Origin of the sequence: Pseudomonas sp. UME65, assembly GCF_014170225.1 — a bacterium.
Classification (GTDB): Bacteria; Pseudomonadota; Gammaproteobacteria; order Pseudomonadales; family Pseudomonadaceae; genus Aquipseudomonas; species Aquipseudomonas protegens.
This window is the reverse complement of sequence record NZ_LZZQ01000011.1, coordinates 668,127-685,293: the sequence shown is the minus strand read 5'-3', so window position 1 is coordinate 685,293 and position 17,167 is coordinate 668,127. Positions and strand designations below refer to the sequence as shown.

General features: G+C 64.5%; 16 protein-coding genes. 11 read left to right on the top strand and 5 right to left on the bottom strand.

The window, feature by feature from the left end; all coding sequences use genetic code 11:
• Positions 1-106: 106 nt before the first annotated feature.
• Positions 107-1,783 (top strand): ShlB/FhaC/HecB family hemolysin secretion/activation protein, encoded by a 1,677-nt coding sequence (locus A9971_RS14050; protein ID WP_183001973.1) that lies wholly within the window; start codon positions 107-109, stop codon positions 1,781-1,783.
• 75 nt (positions 1,784-1,858) lie between these two features.
• On the opposite strand, the gene A9971_RS14045 is transcribed toward A9971_RS14050, so the two are convergent.
• On the bottom strand, positions 1,859-2,269 hold the full coding sequence (locus A9971_RS14045; RefSeq protein ID WP_015634016.1) for a response regulator: 411 nt from the start codon (positions 2,267-2,269) through the stop codon (positions 1,859-1,861).
• Between the two features lie 182 nt (positions 2,270-2,451).
• Complete coding sequence (locus tag A9971_RS14040) at positions 2,452-2,658, bottom strand: Flp family type IVb pilin (RefSeq protein WP_065364927.1); 207 nt, start codon at positions 2,656-2,658, stop codon at positions 2,452-2,454.
• Positions 2,659-2,985: 327 nt separating this feature from the next.
• Here A9971_RS14040 and cpaB point away from each other — a divergent pair, with 327 nt between their 5' ends.
• The 8 genes from cpaB to A9971_RS14000 are packed head-to-tail and all read left to right on the top strand — an operon-like array spanning position 2,986 to position 10,448.
• Entirely contained in the window at positions 2,986-3,921 is a 936-nt protein-coding gene (gene cpaB / locus A9971_RS14035) for a Flp pilus assembly protein CpaB (protein ID WP_077933290.1), read from the top strand.
• 19 nt (positions 3,922-3,940) lie between these two features.
• Positions 3,941-5,194 (top strand): type II and III secretion system protein family protein, encoded by a 1,254-nt coding sequence (locus tag A9971_RS14030; RefSeq protein ID WP_053148923.1) that lies wholly within the window; start codon positions 3,941-3,943, stop codon positions 5,192-5,194.
• A complete protein-coding gene (locus A9971_RS14025; protein ID WP_011059065.1) occupies positions 5,191-6,378 on the top strand; it encodes a hypothetical protein in 1,188 nt (395 codons plus the stop codon). Before A9971_RS14030 ends, A9971_RS14025 begins: the two co-directional genes overlap by 4 nt.
• Positions 6,375-7,649, top strand: coding sequence for a CpaF family protein (locus A9971_RS14020; RefSeq protein WP_011059064.1), 1,275 nt, complete (start codon positions 6,375-6,377; stop codon positions 7,647-7,649). The genes A9971_RS14025 and A9971_RS14020 overlap by 4 nt, the downstream gene beginning before the upstream one ends.
• Before the next feature lie 16 nt (positions 7,650-7,665).
• Complete coding sequence (locus tag A9971_RS14015; protein WP_041115745.1) at positions 7,666-8,547, top strand: type II secretion system F family protein; 882 nt, start codon at positions 7,666-7,668, stop codon at positions 8,545-8,547.
• 1 nt (position 8,548) lies between these two features.
• On the top strand, positions 8,549-9,433 hold the full coding sequence (locus tag A9971_RS14010; RefSeq protein WP_077933289.1) for a type II secretion system F family protein: 885 nt from the start codon (positions 8,549-8,551) through the stop codon (positions 9,431-9,433).
• Between the two features lie 11 nt (positions 9,434-9,444).
• Positions 9,445-10,179: a tetratricopeptide repeat protein gene (locus A9971_RS14005; RefSeq protein WP_015634010.1), complete on the top strand. Its 735-nt coding sequence runs from the start codon at positions 9,445-9,447 to the stop codon at positions 10,177-10,179.
• The gene (locus A9971_RS14000; protein WP_015634009.1) at positions 10,179-10,448 is read left to right on the top strand and encodes a DUF3613 domain-containing protein; all 270 of its coding nucleotides are present in this window, start codon (positions 10,179-10,181) and stop codon (positions 10,446-10,448) included. The genes A9971_RS14005 and A9971_RS14000 overlap by 1 nt, the downstream gene beginning before the upstream one ends.
• 43 nt (positions 10,449-10,491) lie before the next feature.
• Here the strand turns inward: A9971_RS14000 and A9971_RS13995 are convergent, their stop codons facing one another.
• Both A9971_RS13995 and A9971_RS13990 read right to left on the bottom strand, forming a co-directional pair.
• Entirely contained in the window at positions 10,492-11,283 is a 792-nt protein-coding gene (locus A9971_RS13995; protein WP_011059059.1) for a response regulator transcription factor, read from the bottom strand.
• Positions 11,284-11,409: 126 nt separating this feature from the next.
• The gene (locus tag A9971_RS13990) at positions 11,410-11,877 is read right to left on the bottom strand and encodes a prepilin peptidase (RefSeq protein WP_072443991.1); all 468 of its coding nucleotides are present in this window, start codon (positions 11,875-11,877) and stop codon (positions 11,410-11,412) included.
• Between the two features lie 74 nt (positions 11,878-11,951).
• Here A9971_RS13990 and A9971_RS13985 point away from each other — a divergent pair, with 74 nt between their 5' ends.
• Positions 11,952-12,389, top strand: a complete 438-nt coding sequence (locus A9971_RS13985) for a TadE/TadG family type IV pilus assembly protein (protein ID WP_011059057.1) — start codon at positions 11,952-11,954, stop codon at positions 12,387-12,389.
• Positions 12,386-15,154, top strand: a complete 2,769-nt coding sequence (locus A9971_RS13980) for a PAS domain-containing sensor histidine kinase (protein WP_183000720.1) — start codon at positions 12,386-12,388, stop codon at positions 15,152-15,154. Before A9971_RS13985 ends, A9971_RS13980 begins: the two co-directional genes overlap by 4 nt.
• On the opposite strand, the gene A9971_RS13975 is transcribed toward A9971_RS13980, so the two are convergent.
• Complete coding sequence (locus A9971_RS13975; protein WP_183000719.1) at positions 15,139-17,157, bottom strand: pilus assembly protein TadG-related protein; 2,019 nt, start codon at positions 17,155-17,157, stop codon at positions 15,139-15,141. The genes A9971_RS13980 and A9971_RS13975 overlap by 16 nt on opposite strands.
• Positions 17,158-17,167 lie beyond the last annotated feature (10 nt).

The window sequence follows — 17,167 nt, the reverse complement described above, 5'->3', positions numbered from 1 at the left end:
TGTTTATCCAGAGACAAGCATCCAGAGCCAGATCGTGGCCAAGACCCGAGCGGCAACTGGAGCCAGGAACTTTCTACACCGCTGCGGCTCGACCATGGAGTGTCCTATGCGCACGTTGGCCAGTTTGTTGTTAGTTGGATGCTGTACCTCCGTTTACGCCGACTCCCTTCCGCGCTTTCTCAACAGCAATGACAGCATCAACAACCTGCCCCAACCCAACCTGCCGGTGGATGCCTACCGCCCGGCAACCCCGCAACCGCAACTGCCCGAGCAACCCACTGCGCCGCAAGGCCAGCAGCCGCTGATGATGGGCACCAAGGTCACGGTGCGCCAGGTGCAGATCGAGGGCGGCACGGTCTACCCCCTGGAAGAACTGGCAGCGATCTACCAGCCACTGATCGGCCACGAAGCCAGCTTCGGCCAGTTGATCGAAGCCACGCGCAGCATTACCCGGCGCTATCAGAAGGACGGCTACCTGCTGTCCTACGCCTTCATGCCACAGCAGAACTTCGACCAGGGCGTGCTGCGGGTAGTGCTGGTGGAAGGCTACATCCGGGACTACCAGCTGCAGGGCGACATCGGCCCGGTATCCGCCTACCTGGACAAACTGGTGAGCAAACTCAAGGCCGAGCGCCCGCTGACCCGCAAGACCTTCGAACGCTACACCACACTGATGAGCAAGGTTCCCGGGGTCACCCTGCAGGCGGTAGTGCCGCCACCGGGCACTACCGACGGCGCGACCCAACTGGTGGCCGTGGCCAGCCGCAAGGCCATCGCCACCACCCTCAACAGCACCGACGACAACCGCAACGGCCTGCAGGCCCTGGTGGGCATCATCAGCAACTCGCAGACCGCCTGGGGCGAACAGCTCAGCCTCAGCGGGCTGTTCCCGCCGGGCCACGACAAGGAACACTACTACCGCCTGGACTACAGCCAGTTGCTGGGTTCGGAAGGCACGCAACTGAGCCTCTACGGCGCCCGCTACCGCGCCGACCCACGGAGCAACGTGCAGCTGGACAACGGGATCGAGCTGGAGCCCCATCGGGAGAACGACCGCTTTTCCATCGGCGTCAGCCACCCTTTCATCGCCTCGCCCAATGAAATGCTCACCGCCGGCACACGCCTGTATGCAGTAAATGACAAGACCCGTTACCGGGTCAGCAACAGCCCGCTGACCCTGGAAGAAAAAACCGACATCCGCGCCCTGGCGCTTGAGGCGGACTGGAGCAAGTCCGATCCGCGCCAACTGCGGATTCTCAGCGCCGGCCTGTATCGGGGCCTGGACAGCATGGGCGCCGAGACCAACAACAGCCTCTATGATCTGGATTTCTTCCGCCTGCGCCTGGCCGGGGTACAGAGCGATCGTTTCCTGGACAATTGGCAAGGTGTGCTTTCCGCCGCCTGGTACTGGAGCAACGACAACCTGCCCGACAGCGAGCGGGCGTCCTTTGGCGGGCAGAACTTCGCTCGCGGCTACCCCGATGACCAGGCGACCGGGGACAAGGGCTGGGGCGTGGCCTACGAAGTGAACTACAGTTTCAACCGCGAGGGGCCCTGGGTGCGTGTGCTGCAGCCCTATGTGGTGCTGGACCGCTCCAAGACCTGGTTCAACCAGCTGCCGGTCAGGGGCAGCAGCCTGTCATCCGCCGCGGTCGGTTTGCGTTTCGGTGATGCCAAGCACTACAACATCGCCCTGGAAGCGGCCAAGCCAATGTCCGATGAAGCCCTCGACACCTACAACCGCAAGCCACGCTATACCTTGAGCTTCAGCTATCAACTTTAAGCATCCGGATGACTGAGACCCGCTTTCGAGCGGGTCTTTTTTTGCCGCCAGGACAGCACCGGCCAAACCCTGGGGTCAGGGGCCAACGACATGCAGCCGGGGTTCGGGAAACAGATTGTTGAGGGTTTCCAGCAGGCGCACGTGGTAGATCGGCTTGCGAAACAGGTCCAGGACCTGCAGTCGCAGCAGGTCGCTGACGTCATCCATGTCGGCATGCCCCGACATGACGATCACCGGCAGGTGCTGGCGCGCGGTGTGCTCGCGCAGGCGCTTGATCAGCGACAGGCCGCTTTCCTCGGGCATGCGCAGGTCAGTGATTACCAGGGCGATATCCGGATGCCGGGTGAGGTGGTCCAGGGCAAGTTTCACCGAGGTGGCAGTGAAGCAGCAGAAACCCTCGCCTTCGAGCAGTTCGGCAAGCTCCAGCAATGCATCCTCTTCGTCATCGACCAGAAGAAGTTGCTGACGTGAGGATGGGGAAGTCATGGACGGTACCCTGGTGTGGACTTCATGCAAGTAGATGAACGCAGCCAATGCACAGCCGGCCGGGCGGAACCCAACCACCAGCAGGCCTTTGGTTAGGCAAACCGCAGGCCTGCACGAGACCCGGATGGCTGGAAGGTCGGGCGATCACAGCCCAGCGGCTGCTCAGCTGGGCCCCTCCATGCTCAAGGGGTAGGACGGGTGACGGTGGCGCCTCCGAGGTTAGTCAGGATGTTGTTGAAAATGGCCAGAACACGATCGCCCAGAGGGGTGACGAACGCCACGACCACAACGGCCACCATGGCCACGACAATGGCGTACTCGATGGCGGATGCGCCTTCGGTGCGGTCAAAAAACTGGCGCGCCCTGAGCAACAAGTATTGGAAAATCATCCTAGCTCTCCTTGCGCCGCAAGGCGCCGTTGGAACAGCACCGGGCAAATTCCCCGGTGCCACCTGAGCATTGTCAACAAAGACCGGCCCAGCAACTGTAAGAACTGATTAGTCAGTAAGTATTAATTGGAAGGTAGGTGCCAAAAAACCTGCCCAGGTGGACAGACTCATACCTTTGTTAGCTATTTTTGGATGAGTTAATGGCATTTCGTCCTAGCTCTACTACCTTCACATAGCGAAATAGTTGCATGTTCATAGCTGCCTGATTGCGAAATTAACTCGTTTGGAATCACGGGCTGGTAGTGCAGCAGGAAAGGGAGAGCCTTCATGAACAGTCGCCTCACCATGGGTCTGGCCGGACTTCTTCTGGTAGGTGCGGTGTTTTTCGGTTACTGGGGCCTGGTTCTCAGTCGTAAACCCGAACCAGCACCACCGGTTCAACCCGTGGCGCCCAGTGTCGTCGAACCAACCACCACCAGCGCAGAACACCAGACCCGCCAACCGGTGGTCGTGCTGGTGCGCGATGTGCCGCCCTTCGTGCCCCTCGCCGCCGACGATCTGGCGCTGGAAAAACTGCGTACCGCGCCGGCCGGCAGCCTCAGCGCCATCAGCCAGGCGGTGGGCCGTACACCCTGGCGGCAGTTGAATGCCGGCACTTGGCTCAATGAGCAGAGCTTCAGTACCGGCGGTGCCCTGGCGCGGATGATTCACAGTGACGAACGAGCCCTGGCGGTCGCGGTCGACGAGGTGATCGGCGCCGCCGGGCAACTGAGCCCGGGGGACTATGTCGATGTCGTGCTGTTCCTGCGCCAGGACACCAGCAACCCGCAGCAGTCGGCACAGATCGCCGTGCCCGCCATGCGCGTGCTGGCTGTCGGCGAACAGCTGGGCCTGGCCAATGACGGGCAGCCCGCCTCCCCCGGGTTGAGCAACGAAGAAAAGCTCAAGCAGGACCAGCGCCGGCTGAATGCGCGCACGGTTGTCCTGGCCGTCCCCGAACAGCTCTTGAGCCGGCTGATGCTCGCCACCCAGGTCGGTGTGCTGCGCCTGGCCGTGCGCAGCAGCGAGGAACAGCGCCTGGCCCATTACTGGGCCGGCAACGAAGAAGCCCGCGAGCACCTCGATGCCGCCAACAGCAACCTGTTCCAGTTCACCCAACTTGCCCTGGGCAGCGCCCCGCGCGCACCGGCCGCCCAAGGTGGCGCCGCACGGTCGGCGGTGGAAGTGATCCGGGGCAACCAAGTCACTCAACAAACTCCCTGATTGAGCAAGGATGCACTACATGCGCAGTCGTTCCATGCCACTGTTCTCCGCACTGCTGACCCTGAGCCTGGGCCCGCTGCTCTGCACCCAGGCCCTGGCTGCGGCGGTGGCAGGCTGTTCGAGCCTGGCACCGTTGCCCGCAGTGCTGGAGATCGGCGAAGGCTTGCAGCAGGAGCTGCAATCTGCGGTGGCCATCACCCGCCTGGCGGTGGGCGACCCGAAGATCGCGGACGTCCAGACCACCGGCAACAAAGCCTTCCTGCTCACCGGCATGGCGCCCGGCGCCACCAGCCTGATGGTCTGGACCGCCTGTGCCAGTACCCCACGCCAGAGCATGGTGTTTGTCCAGGGCCGGGCCACCGCCGACATGAGCACCGGCCGCCTGCCGGCCAGTGACGATCCACTGCTGCCCAGCCAGGTGCAGACCGACATCCGCTTTGTCGAAGTCAGCCGCACCAAGCTCAAGGAGGCCAGCGTTTCGATCTTCGGCCGCGGGCACAACTTCCTGTTCGGTGCGCCCGGCACCGCCCCCGTTACCAGTGGCACCTCCGGCAGCGTGACCCCCACCTTCGGCGGCCGCCGGACCAACATCCCGCTGGACAACGGCACCTTCAACATCGGCTTCGGCAACGGTCGGGTGCTGACCCTGATCAACGCCCTGGAAGGCAGCGGCTTCGCCTACACCCTCGCCCGCCCGTCCCTGGTGGCCCTCAGCGGCCAGAGCGCAAGCTTCCTGGCCGGGGGCGAAATCCCCATCCCGGTGCCCAGCACCGGCAGCAACAGCGTGACCATCGAATACAAGGAGTTCGGTATCCGCCTGACCCTCACGCCCACTATCGTCGACCGCGGGCGTATCTCCCTTAAGGTTGCCCCGGAGGTCAGCGAACTGGACTACAGCAACGCCGTGACCATTGCCGGGACCCAAGTCCCGGCGCTGACCATACGCCGCACCGATACCAGCATTTCCCTGGCCGACGGCGAAAGCTTCGTCATCAGCGGCCTGATCAGCACCAACAACAGCTCTCAAGTGAACAAGTTTCCAGGGCTGGGGGACATTCCGGTGCTCGGTGCCTTCTTTCGCGACACCACGATCAATCGCGAAGAGCGTGAACTGTTGATGGTAGTGACCCCGCATCTGGTCCAGCCCCTGGCCGCCGATGCCAAGCTGCCGGCCCTGCCCGGCGAACGGCTGCGCAACTACGACCCGAACTTCTACCGCATGTTCTTCCTCGAGAACGGCAACTTCGACAAGCGCAGCGGGTTGTCGCAATGAACCAGGACCTGAGCCAGACGTTTCTCGCCATCACCCGCAACAGCACCGACCTGGAGTGGCTGCAAGGCGCCCTGGCGCCCCTGGGCCAGGTCGTGGGTGCCGATGGCAGTCTCGACGAGCTGCTGGCACTGGTGGATGTGACCTTCGCCAACCTGGTGTTCGTCGGCCTCGATCGCGAACACGTGGTGGCCCAGGCCGCCCTGATCGAAGGCGCCCTGGAGGCCAAGCCGATGCTGGCGATCGTCGCCCTCGGTGATGGCATGGACAACCAGTTGGTGCTCAATGCCATGCGCGCCGGCGCCCGCGACTTCGTCGCCTACGGCTCGCGCTCCAGTGAAGTCGCCGGGCTGGTCCGCCGTCTGAGCAAACGCCTGCCGGCAGTGACACCCAACACGCAACTGGGCGGCCTGACCGTGCTCTATGGCGCCCAGGGCGATGGCGACGGCGCCCTCCTGGCCAGCCACCTGGCGCTGGTGGTGCAAAAGAGCGGCCAGCAGACCCTGCTGCTGGACCTGGGCCTGCCCCGGGGCGACAGCCTGGCGCTGCTGGGCCTGGAAAGCTCGTTCCACTTCGGCGACGCCCTGCGCCACCTGCGGCGCCTGGATGCCACACTGATCGACAGCGCCTTCACCAGCGCCGAGGCGGGCCTGCGGATCCTCGCCTACGCCAGCCACGACGCGCCTCTGGAGCACACCAGCGCGGCGGAGCTGTACATGCTCCTCAGCGCCTTGCGCCAGCACTTCCAGCACATTGTGGTGAACCTTGTCGGCCAGCCGGACAGCGAGGCCCTGCGTACCTTCGTCAGCCATTGCGACAAGCTCCTGTGGTGCACCGACCAGAACGTGCTCGACTGTCGGCGCAACCTGGCCGTACTCAATCACTGGCGTGAAAAAGGCATGAAACTCGAGCATGCGCGCTTGCTGGTCGACCGCTACCTGCGCACCGTGGCACCGGATTCCGAAACCCTGGGCAAGACCTTCGGCCTGGAGGTGATCGCGGTGCTGGCCTACAGCCCCGAGGTGCGCCTGAACGCCAAGAACCAGGGCGTTACCCTGTTCGAACTGGCCCCGCGCGAGGCCCTGACCCAAAGCCTGCGTACCCTGGGCGAGCGGCTGGCGAAACGCTCCCAGGGCCTGCCCAAGCCCAAGGCCGGCTGGCTCAATCGCATCATGGGGGGCAGATGAGCGGCGAAAAACTCTTTGGCGCCCCACCCCGCGCAGGCGCCGGCAACAGCGACCACGAAGGCCTGAAGCTGGTGCTGCATCGCTACATCATCGATGCCATCGAAGAGTCGGGGAAAAACCTGCTGGAAAGCTCCCGGCAGAACCTCTCGCAATTCGTCACCGACAAGGTGGCGGAGTACATCGCGCGCATGCACCTGGCGATCTCGCGCTATGAAATGGAGCGGCTGGCCGAAGAGATCGTCGACGAGCTGACCGGCTTCGGCCCCCTGGAAGTGCTGTTGCGCGATCCAGCGGTGACCGAGATCCTGGTGAACGGCCCGCATCGGGTGTTCGTCGAACGTGAAGGCGTGCTGCACCAGAGCGACCTGCGCTTCATCGACGCCCACCATGTGGAGCGGGTGATGCAGCGAATTCTCGCGCCCCTGGGCCGGCGCCTCGACGAGTCCTCGCCGATGGTCGATGCGCGCCTGCCGGACGGCAGCCGGGTCAACGCGATCATCCCGCCCATCGCCCTGGACGGGCCCTGCCTGTCGATTCGAAAGTTTCGCAAGGACATGCTCAAGAGCAGCGACCTGATTGCCATGCAGACCATCGACCTGGCGATCTTCGAATTCATCCAGGAAGCGGTGGGCAAGCGCTGCAACATCCTGATCAGCGGCGGTACCGGCACCGGCAAGACCACCCTGCTGAACATCCTCAGCCAGTTGATCAACCCCCATGAACGGCTGGTCACCATCGAGGACGTGGCCGAACTGCAACTGGGCCACCCCCACGTGGTCCGCCTGGAAACCCGCCCGCCCAATGCCGAGGGGCACGGCGAGGTGAAGGCCAGCGACCTGATCCGCAACGCCCTGCGGATGCGTCCGGACCGGATCATCCTCGGCGAGATCCGTGGTGTGGAAGTACTGGACGTGCTGACCGCAATGAACACCGGCCACGACGGCTCCATGAGCACCGTGCACGCCAACAACGCCCAGGATGCCCTGCTGCGCCTGGAAACCCTGGTGGGCCTGACCGGCCGCCAGATCGCCGAGCGCACCCTGCGGCAGATGATCTGTGCCGCCCTGGATGTGGTGATCCAATTGACCCGCATGCCCGATGGCCGGCGTTGCGTCAGCGAAGTCGTGGAAGTGGTGGGCATACGTGACGACATCTACGTCACCAACACCCTGTTCCGCCTGGATCGTCGTACCGGCTTCGGCTTCCTGCGCGAGGCGATGAACCCTGCGGGTGACAAACTGCGCCGCGAAAGCGGGCTGGGCGTCAATTGAACCGGCGAGGTGGCCCATGATCGGTCTGCTGTTTACCTTGATCTGCCTGCTTCTGCTGGGGCTTTCCGGCTGGCTGTTCTACCACGGCGTGCGCAAGACCGAGCGAGAACGAGTGCTCAACCGCCTGGCCGAAGGGCAGCCCGACCTGACGCCGCAACGCACCTCCTGGGGTGGCCTGGAGCGCGCGTTCGCCCGGGCCGGCCTGGGCCAGCCCAGCGAGCGCCTGGGCCTGTGGCTGGCGGTGTGGGTGGTGCTGATGCTGCTGGGCTATGTGCTGGCGAGCTGGCTCGGCCTGTTGGGCGGCATCCTCCTGCCACCCCTGCTGCTGCGGCTGTATATCGCCTGGCTGTATCAGCGCCGGCTCAAGCGCATGATCGAACAACTGCCGGCCTTGCTCGATCACAGCGTGCGCAGCCTGAAGTCCGGGCGCACCCTGGCGGACGCCGTGCTGGGTGCCATCGAGGCCAGCAACGACCCGCTGAAGAACGCCATGGGCCGCATCCAGCGCAACGTGCAACTGGGGGTCAACCTGCCGGACGCGGTCAGCGATTTTGCCGAGTTCTACGAGCAGGACGAACTGCGCATGTTCGCCCTGGGCCTGAAGGTCAATCATCGCTACGGCGGCAACGCCAGCGAGTTGCTGGAAAACCTGATCAAGCTGATCCGCGAGCGCGAGCAAGGGGCGCGGCAACTGAGCGCGATGACCGGGGAAACCCGCATGACCGCCTGGGTCCTGGGGACCCTGCCGCTGTTGCTGGTGGGCTACTTCATGCTGACCAACCCGGGCTACATGCTGGGCATGTGGCACGACTCCGCGGGGCAGAAAATGCTGATCACCGCGGTGTGCCTGCAGATCTTCGGCTGCCTGGCCCTTTGGCGCATGTTGAGGAGCATCTGAAATGCTGGTTCTGGCCGCTGTACTGATGTTTCTCGGAGCGTTGCTGCTGCTTGGCAACGGTGTGCTGGAACAGCGCCGGCGCGAGCGCCAGATCGCCCAGCGCTTGCAGGGCAACATGACCCGCGACAGCCGCCTGGGCAACTGGCTGCGACTGCTGGGCGACAGCCGCTTCGGGCAGCGCGCGGTGAGCATGGACAGTGAAACCCAGACCCTGCTCAACCGTCTGGGCTGGCGCCGCGCCAGAGAGCGCTCACTGTTCGCCGCCAGCCAGATCGCCACGCCGGTGCTGGCCGTGTGCCTGGTGATCTTCATCCAGGAAGTGGCCTTTCCCCAGGCCCAGAGCAAGTGGCTGGTACCCATGCTGGCACTCGGTGCCGGCTACCTGCTACCCAAGCGCGCGCTGGCCTACGCCGCCAAGCGCCGGCAGAAGCACATCGCCCTGGAGATCTCGACCTTCATTCCCCTGCTGCGCATCCTGTTCGAGTCGGGCATGGCAGTGGAACAGGCGTTGCGCGTACTGAGCAGCGAAGCGCAAAAGCTGCTGCCGGAACTGACCCAGGAACTGCGCCTGATCCTGGCCCGTGTCGACTCGGGGCTGGAGCTGGGCCATGAACTCAACCAGACCGCCACCCTGCTGGCGGTGGACGAGTTGACCGACACCTGCGTGATTCTCCAGCAACTGATCCTGCAGGGCGGCGGGGCAATGAAATCGCTGCAGGCGCTCAAGCAACTGCTGGACGACCGGCGCCTGACCCGCCTGCAGGAATACATCTCGAAAATGTCCGCAAAAATGTCGGTGGTGATGATGCTGTTTCTCTTCCCCGCCCTGTTGATCGTGCTGGCCGGGCCAGGCTTCACCGCCATCGCCCGGGCCTTCGCTTCCTAAGAGGGAACCTGATGAAAACCATGATTGTCGTTGCCAGCCTGTTGCTGCTCGGAGGGTGCGCCAGCAACGGCCAGACGCCCTGGGCGGCCCTGACCAACTCCAGCAGTTGCGCCAAGCTCAGCTCCGAGCAGGAACTGGCAGTGAACCTCGCCGACGAAATGGCCACCGATGGCAAGCTGCACGCCAGCCTGGCCAACCTGCAGAACCTGCCGGACAACCTCGCCGAGGTGCGCGTACGCAAGGCGCGAGTCTATCGGTTGCTGGGCCGCAGTGAGGCCGAACCCTTGTACCGCAGCCTGCTGGGCTCGTGCCTGGCCGCCGAAGGCGAGCACGGCCTGGGGCAGTTGGCGGCGGCCAGGGGCGACAACGGCCAGGCCCAGGCGCACCTGCAACGGGCCGCGCGCCTGGCGCCGACCAATGAAAGAATCCGCAATGACCTGGGGGTGGTCTACCTCAACCAGTTGCGCATCGAGGATGCGCGCTTCGAGTTCCTCACCGCCATTGAGCTCAAGCAGTCCGAGCCCCTGGCGGCCATCAACCTGGTGACCCTGTTGCTCTACCAGGACAACTGGCAGCAGGCCGCGCAAGTGGTCAGCCAGGCAAGCCTGAACCCGCAGCAGTTCGCCCAGGCCCAGGCCCGCGCCGAAGAGCTCAAGGCCCCGACCGCCCCGCGCGCCAAGGTGACCCAGGTCGCCAGTGGCGCTACCACCTTGCAGCCAGACGCCGCACCCGCCAAGGAGCGCTGATGATGAAACTGCCGATGTTCTATTGCACTGCCCTGCTGGCGCTGCCCCTGGCGGCCCAGGCCATCGAGGCCGGCCCTGCTTCGCCCCAGCAACAGGAAACCGAAGCCTGGCTACTGTTGCAGAACCGCAACCTGGCGTCCTCGCCCCAGCCTCAGACGGCCACGCCCACCGAACGCGAACTGGCGCTGCAGCGCTGGCTGAAGAAATACAAATACGAGATCCCGGACCTGTACGACCCGGACGCCGGCGGCAAGGTGGAAACCAAGTAGGAGAAAGCCCGCAACCGGCGGCGAACGGCTCGCCGCCGCAGGCTCAGTGGGCAGTCACCCGCTGGCGCAGCCCGGAATTGCTCGGTGAAAGGGCCAGGGCCAGCTGTGTGCGGTTATGCATGTGGGTCAGGCGCAGTACCTGGGAGACATACAGCTTGACGGTGTTTTCGGTGATCCCCAGCTCGCAGGCAATCTGGTAGTTGGTCTGGCCCTTGCCCACCAGTCGGGCCACATCCAGTTGCCGCGGCGACAGCTGGTTGAAGATGGCCGGGATCTCGATGGCATCCCCTTCGCCGGCGCCTTCGCCCCGGGGCTCTTCGCTGCGGCTGGTAGCCGGGCTGCGCCGGACCTTGTCCAGGTCCTGGTACAGGTCATCGATGGATTCGGAGAGAAACTGCAGCTTCTGGTTGAGGTGCCCCAGGTGCAGGTTCTTCTGCCGTTCCTGCAAGGCGACCTCCTGACGCTGCAGGCCTTCGAGGAGTTCGTCCAGGTCGATGGGCTTCTGGTAGTAGTCGGCGATGCCGGCGCGCAGGGCCTTGATCACGTCCTGCTTGTCGGACTGCCCGGTGAGCATGATGGCTTCGAACACCCGCTGCTTGCCGGCCATCCGTTGCAGTTCCTGGACCAGCTGAATGCCGTCCATATCGGGCATGTGCAGATCGCAGAGCACCAGGGAAATTTCCGGGTCCCTGTTGAAGCACTCCAGCGCCTGGCGGCTGGATTGGCAAGGGACACAACGGTAACCGCTGCTTTCGAGGAACTCGCAAAGCTCTTCGACAATCAGGGGCTGATCGTCGACCACGAGCACCTTCATCTGTGAGGTGAGCTTGTTCACGTGCTACTCCGTGCGGGCCAATCGCCGATTGGCCACTCCTGTGCTGCCACGCATGATCCGGGCAGCCACGACTTAAAACCTAGACCTACTTTCCGACTATGTACATAGCATTAATGGGTCCGGCGACTAGTGGATCACGCTCACAGTTAAGACCATTCCAGCCAGGACAAAGGGGGCAAAAGGGTATTTTTTTGACCCCCTCCCAGCGCGCCCTGCCACGGGGGTATCAAGTGCTTGTTTCTGCTGGGGCCAGAGCCTGAGCACAAGCAGCCAGAGCAGGCTGCACAGACCGGCGGCGATGAACGTCCCCAGCAGATACAGGGGGCCGGAGGCCAGCCCCAGGGCCGCCATCAACTTGACGTCGCCGGCGCCCATTCGTCCGCTGGCGTAGCCGGGCAAGGTGAACAGCAACGCCAGCAACAACGCCCAACCGCCCTGGCTCGCGCCGGCCCCCAGCCAGGTCGTGCCGCTCCACAGCAGGTAGACCGTCGCCAAGAGCGCGGCGCCAAGAGTCAAGCCATTGGCAATATGCCGCTGACGCAAATCCTGCAGCGCACAGATTGCCAACCAGACCCACAAAACCCAGAAATGCATCAGCCAGAACGGTCCCTTTTGCCGGAATGGTCCTATGCTCAATGGACATAGTGGTTGTCAGGGTAGACGCACTCATGAAACCGGGCCTCCCTAGAAAGCAGAAAGGCGCTGTGGCGATCGAATTCGCCGCGGTGTTCGTGATCTTTTTCGCGGTGTTCTACGGTCTTGTCAGCTACAGCCTGCCGCTGCTGATGATGCAGTCGTTCCACCAGGCCACTGCCGAAGCGGTGCGGCGCGCGGTGATGGTCGACCCCAATACCCCGAACTACGCCACCACGGTGCAGAACCTCGCCAACAGCGTGGTGCAGACCCAGACCCAGTGGATTCCCCCGCCCTTCAACTTCGCCGCCACCGACTACAGCGCGGTGTACAGCGCCGGGGTGCTGACGGTCTCGGTGAACTACCCCACCAGCAAGCTGAACCAGGTGCTGCCGCGGCTGGTGCTGCCAGGAATCGGCCCGGTACCCAGCCTGCCCACCACCCTGACCGCTAGCTCGAGTCTGCAATTTTGACCTCTGGCGACAAGCTGCTCGGACGTCTACTGGGCCGCCAGGCGCTTCCCGCCGCCCCGCCGCACAGCCCGCTGCCGCCCCAGGCGGTGGGCCTGCAACTGGTGCTCGATCAACAGGGGCGCATCCTCACCAGCCACGGCCCGCTGCGCCACAGCCTGATCCAGCTGCCCCCCTCCCGGGAGCCACCGCACCTGCTGGCCTACGTATTGCCCGGCAGCATCCTGGCCCTTGAGGGCGGCCCTGCCGACTGGAGCGGCCAGGTGCTGGACCTGGACCTGCGCGGCGCCGGCGGCCAGCCCCTGCACCTGCGCGGCTGGGTCCAGTGCTGTGGGCAGGAATGGCACCTGCAACTGCTGGATATCGGCGACCTGGTCCAGCAGCGGCAACAGGCCCTGGGGCGCGAGCAGTGCCGGGTGTTTGCCGCCCAGGCCAGCGAACAGTTGCGCCTGTGCAACCTGACCCGCCTGCCGGACGTGCTCCACGACCAACTCACCGACCTGGCCCGCTATTGGCACATTCCCTGTCTCGGCCTGGCCCTGCTCGACGAGCAGGAGCAGGGCTGGGTGATCCACAGCTGCTACAGCGCCCATGACGCCCCGCGCCTGTGGCAGGAAGGCCAGGCCCTGGGGGCCGGCCTGGACAGCCTGAGCGGCAACACCCCGCAGCACCTGAACCAGATCCAGGGCCTCAACGAACACCCGCGACTGCAAGGCATCTTCGGCCATCGCGAAGGCTTCCTGGTGCCGTACCGGGATGATCACGGCGTCGCCGCCTGGCTCTTGTGCGGCTGCTACGCGGTCCAGCAGCATGCCCCGTACCTGCTGGATCGCGACTGGCTGATGCTCGCCGCAGCCCTCGCCGGGCCCTTGCTCAGTCGCCTGCGAGAGCATCGCCATCACCTGCACCTGGAACGCCTGGAGGCCCTCCAAGGGCTGCTGGGCGCCGGCTGGTGGGAGCTATGCCCGGACACCGCCGAAATACTGCTGGCCAGCCGCCTGGCCGCCAGCCTGCACCTGCCCGAGGAAGGCGCCCGCCTGAGCGTGCAGACCTGGCTGGAACTGATTCATCCCGCCGACCGCGGCGAACTCAGCAGCCGCCTGCAGGAACTGAAACTGGGCAAGCCGCTACTGCTCAATGTGCGCCTGCACGAGCCCGCCCCCAGTGCCCCCCAGCGCTGGTATCGCTTGCAGGGCCAGGCCCTGGGCCGAGGAGAAAGCCAACGCCTGGTGGGTTTCATGCTGGACATCAGCGACATCAAGAACCAACAGCAGCAAGCCGCCGCCGCCCATGCCCGGCTGGACAACCTGATCGCCAGTTCACCGGCGGTGATCTACGTCCAGCGTTACCAGGAAGGTGCCTTGCAGCCGAGCTTTTTCAGCGCCAGCCTGCAACCCCTGCTGGGCTGGAGCCTGGCGGACTGCACGGCGCAGCCCCTGGCGGAGTGGGTGCACCCCGACGACCGCGACCTGTATTTCCAGCGCTGCCGCCAGTTGCTGCGCGAAGGCAGTGTGCATACCCGCTATCGGCTGCGCGATCGCCATGGGGCATACCACTGGGTGCTGGACGAAGCCAAGCTGCTGCGCGACGACCTGGGGTTGCCAGTGGAAGCCGTCGGCCTGTGGCTGGACGTCACCGAGGCAACCCTGGCCGCCGAGCAGGTGCGCCAGAGCGAAGAACGCTATCGGATCCTGGTGGAAGATTCGCCGGCGATGATCTGCCGTTATCGCCCGGACCTGACCCTGACCTTTGGCAACCGGCCGCTGGCAGCCTACCTGGAATGCGCCCCCGAGGAACTGCCGGGCAGCAACCTGGGGCAGTGGCTGTCCGCCGAACAGCGTGAAGGCTTCGAGCGCCGGCTCAAGCTGTTGAGCCCGGAATATCCCGTGAGCACCGCCGAGATCAACCTGCAATTGCCCGGCCGCGAACATGCCTGGTGGGTGTGGTCGGATCGCGGAGTGTTCGATGAACAGGGGCAACTGCTGGAAATCCAGGCCGTGGGCCGCGACAACACCGAAGTCCGGCGCGCCCAGCAGCAGCTCACGCAAAGCGCGAAAATGGCCACCCTGGGGGAAATGGCCACCGGGCTTGCCCACGAGATCAACCAGCCGCTCAACGTGATGCGCATGGCCATCGTCAACGTGCTCAAGCGCCTGGGCAATGGCGACGTGCAGATCGACTACCTCACCGACAAGCTCAAGCGCATCGACGCCCAGGTCCAGCGTGCGGCCCGGGTGGTGGACCACATGCGGGTGTTCGGCCGACGCTCGGAAGTGGAACAGCAGCCGTTCAACCCGGCCCACGCCATCGAAGGCACCCTCTCGCTGCTGGCTGAAGGCATGCGTGGCAAGGGTCTGGAGTTGCGGATCAGCGAGCTGGGGTTCGAGGTCCAGGTGCTGGGGTTTGTCGACCAGTTGGAGCAGGTATTGATCAACCTGCTGGTCAATGCCCGGGACGCCCTGCTGGGCAAACAGGAAAAGCAGCACGACTTCAAACCCTGGATCGCCGTGTACGGCCAGCGCGACGAGCAGTGGGTACGCCTGTGGGTCGAGGACAATGGTGGCGGCATCGACCCGCGCCTGCTGGAGCGGATCTTCGAGCCGTTCTTCACCACCAAGCCGGTGGGCATCGGCACCGGGCTCGGGCTGTCGGTGAGCTATGGCATCGTGCAGAACATGGGGGGCCGCCTGAGCGTCAGCAACAGCCAGGACGGCGCGCGCTTCTGCATCGAACTGCCGATCGCCGAGGCGGATCAGATCACCAGGTAGGCCTTGCCGGTCTGCCCGCAGGTGAGGTTGGCCCCCACTTCCACGTCCATCAGGTTGATCCCCAGCGCCGTCAGCAAGTTGTTCAACAGCGGATCGAGCAGGGGGCTCAGCAGGTTGCTGATCAACGGCATGATCAGGCTGGTGACACCGTTGATCACTCCTCCCGCTACTGCCACCACCGAGCCAAGGAGGTTGGCGCTGACCGGCTGGTAAACCTGCAGGCTGATCCCGGCAATAGTGCCCGACAGGCTGTTGACGAGGTTGTTGGTCGGGGCGGCGTTCTGGTAGGTCGGCGCCTGGTTGACATTGCGCGGTACGGAAAAATCCGGCGCACCGCTTGAGTAGATCAGATCCCGCCCCACGTTCGGTCCGGTCTGGCTGAGCCCCAGCGAACTATCGACCTTGATGCCGATGCCCCCTGCGGCGAAAGCCGTGCGCGCCGGCCCGCAACTGCCGATCCCCAGAATCTTGTGACAGGTCCAGATACCCAGGTCGATGATCGGCAGCGGCGTCACCACAGGTTCCGTCGAGGAAGAGAACGCGGTGTTGGGATCAATCTGCCCCACCTTGATGTCGGCCAGGGACGACTCGCTGTGCACCGTGAGGCTTTTGGTTCCGGTGTTACCCGTCGGACAACTGTAGTTGGTGACATAGGCCTTGGCGCCCCCCAGCTCCAGGTTGATATCGATTCGCGGAGAAGGCAGCACTTGCGGATCCACTTGCTGGCACCCGGCGCCCAGCAGGCAGCCCAAGGAGTTGATGGTATCGGCCAGATTCAGGCTCAGGACACTGTTGAGGGTCGGAGTCAGCGAGCCCACCAGCCCCAGCAAGGCGTTGGCCAGGCCGGTCACCCCGGACAGGCCTGTGAGGTTGACCGAAACCAGCGTCCGAACCTGGGCTGTGCGCACGTAGATGCGATTGGCCCCCAACGGATCGAGGATGGCCAGCCGAGGGTCACCGACAGCGGAGAACTGAGGCGGCTCAATGACCTTGACCCGGACCGTCACACTGGCCAGGCCCAGCAGGTTGGCCGGTATCACCGCTGCCACTGCGCTCTTGCTGTTGGCCAGTTGAATCATCGCTTGCAGCAGTTGAAAGAGCTGCAAGTTGGCATCCAGCGCGGTGGATGCAGCACCGGTCTGCAGTTTCAGGATGTCCCCCAGTTTCAACTGCGGTATCTGGGCACTCACCGCTACTTGTAGAGCCCCCAGGGCCGCCAGTATGTCGGCGGTCGCGCCATTGGCCTGGACCACGGTGGCGGCGGTCTGGATCAGCCGGGTCAGACTGGCCTGGGTGTTGAGCAACTGGGTGTAGTTGCCGGCGGCGACGCCCAGGTCGATCGCCAGTTGATCGAGGTAGCGCAGTAAATTGATATCGCTGTTGAGCAGGCCATTCCAGCCCACAGCACTGATGTTCACACTGCCGCCGAGCATATTGCCCACCACGGAATTGAGTATCGGTGAATTGGTGCTGTTGACGGTGGCTATGGTGCTGCGAATGCTCAGTTGCGCCAGCGGTGGCGTCGGCGCAGCAGCCACGGCCGTGGCGCTGAGCTGAGTGGTGAGGTTGATCGGGCCTGGCGAGAACAGCGCCCCCACCCCCGACGCCACGCTGATGGGTACGGTGTTGGTGGCGATCACCCGCACGGCCGCCGACTGCGCCGGGTTGGCATTGAAGGTACGCAAGCTGTTGGCTCCGGTGGTCAGAGAGCCACAGGTGGTGGTGAGAGTACTGCCGGTGGCGATGACGAAACCATTGCGCACTGCACTCTGTCCGGCATAGGTGGCGGCAGTCAGGCCGGCCTGGCAATTGCCACCACGGCTGACGGCTTCCAGGGCCGCGTTGTCCGCGACCCGTTGCAACTTGCGCTGCTCCATGTAGAGCCGACCGCTGTCCACCACCAGCAACATGAGCAACAGCGCCAGACCCAGGGTCGCCGCCGCCATCAGGCCAATGGCCCCGCGTTGTCGAGCCGGGCCGGAAAACCGCTTCAGGGGAGACATCGGGGCACTC